This window comes from Aliterella sp. E5.1 (assembly GCF_057473825.1).
The window spans coordinates 1-1237 of the sequence record NZ_JBYCCV010000422.1 but is presented as its reverse complement, the minus strand read 5'-3'; the positions used below and the strand labels follow the sequence as shown (position 1 = coordinate 1237).

The following is a 1237-nucleotide window of genomic DNA, read 5'->3' as shown; positions in this document are numbered from 1 at the left end:
AAGAATACTCTTGTCTGTACCTGATCAATCCTAAATCACCGTTCAGGTGGCAGCACTTGTATGGTAAGGGCTTGAGCAAACGGGCTGATTAGGGGTTGATTTTGGGTGATCTCCGACTTTCCTAATTTCTCGATATACACTTTCGCCTTCCCTCACTTCCTAAAAACCTGAAATCTTTGTAAATTACTCGTTTTGGCTCGACGCGCGTGCCATCCGACCGTTATCTAAATCTAGCTAACGATGCTTTGAATTATTTTTACCAGGCTCTTGACTACTTGGAAGAATAAACCGGGGATTGGCTTGTTTATCCACGCCGTTAAAACTGGACAGAAACTCTCATTGACCAAACCTGGGTGCGGTTGGAAAGAATGGGCGGATGAAGCAATTAGGCTGCGGTTAATGCAATACTCACACTCCTAAAATGGCGATACCATGGTGCATTTTATTGGCGGCGGTCAAGGACTGTGGAGTCGGTTACGCGGTCTGTCGTGGGCGGAGGTTGAGCTTATTGCCAATGGGGGAGAAGTAAAATGAGCGATAGCGCAGAGCGCACTGCTGGAAGCAATCACACCCAACCCCTAAGAAACCGCATTGCCCAATTAGAAGCAGAAGTACGAGCAGTGCGGAAACAAGCCCAAGCCCAACGTCAAAGACTTGCTCAGAAATATGGGCGCGAATTTCTGATATTACTTGATAGCGATCTCAACTTTAAAGTGTTTGTGACCGATATAGTGCAGAAGCTTGTGTTGCAAGATGAGGAGGGGAATATCGTTTCAGAAACTGATAGTTCTTTGGTGGGCAAGATTATCATTGAGGTGAGGTTTAAATCACTATATTAAGGGAATTGCTAAAATAACCACTTAGCACCAACAGATTAAAATACAGATAGCGAGTATGGGTTTAGTTTAGAGAAAATTCTATGATGACTTTACAAGAAATTATAAATTCTATTAATAGTTTACCTACGGACGAGCAAGAGCATTTATTTGAATTTCTGCGTCAGCAACGGATTAATAATCGGCGAGTTGAAATTTTATCTAATGCTCAGGAGGTGACGCAAGCTTTTAAAAATGGGACAGCGAAGAGAGGGAGCGTTAATGATTTGATCGCTGATTTGTTAGGAGACGATGATGGAAGTTGTCTGGAGTAATGGATTTAAGCGGTCTTTTAGAAAAATTACCAAGAAAAACCCACCATTAAAGGAGCAAATCATTGAAGTGTTGAGGCTATTAGCAAA

The 1237-nt window shown here is 42.4% G+C and carries 2 protein-coding genes and 1 pseudogene; all 3 read left to right on the top strand.

Annotated features, from left to right (window positions below; all coding sequences use genetic code 11):
• Positions 1-530: 530 nt before the first annotated feature.
• The gene (locus AC2VE5_RS27855) at positions 531-839 is read left to right on the top strand and encodes a hypothetical protein (RefSeq protein WP_486890752.1); all 309 of its coding nucleotides are present in this window, start codon (positions 531-533) and stop codon (positions 837-839) included.
• Positions 840-919: 80 nt separating this feature from the next.
• On the top strand, positions 920-1150 hold the full coding sequence (locus AC2VE5_RS27850) for a hypothetical protein (protein WP_486890751.1): 231 nt from the start codon (positions 920-922) through the stop codon (positions 1148-1150).
• Positions 1131-1237, top strand: a pseudogene (locus AC2VE5_RS27845) (type II toxin-antitoxin system RelE/ParE family toxin); the annotation flags it as partial. The gene AC2VE5_RS27850 and the pseudogene AC2VE5_RS27845, both read left to right, overlap by 20 nt.

Bases quoted from the DNA above. Each gene is read 5' to 3' on its own strand.
- AC2VE5_RS27855 (WP_486890752.1), top strand. From the start codon at position 531: ATGAGCGATAGCGCAGAGCGCACTGCTGGAAGCAATCACACCCAACCC.
- AC2VE5_RS27850 (WP_486890751.1), top strand. From the start codon at position 920: ATGATGACTTTACAAGAAATTATAAATTCTATTAATAGTTTACCTACG.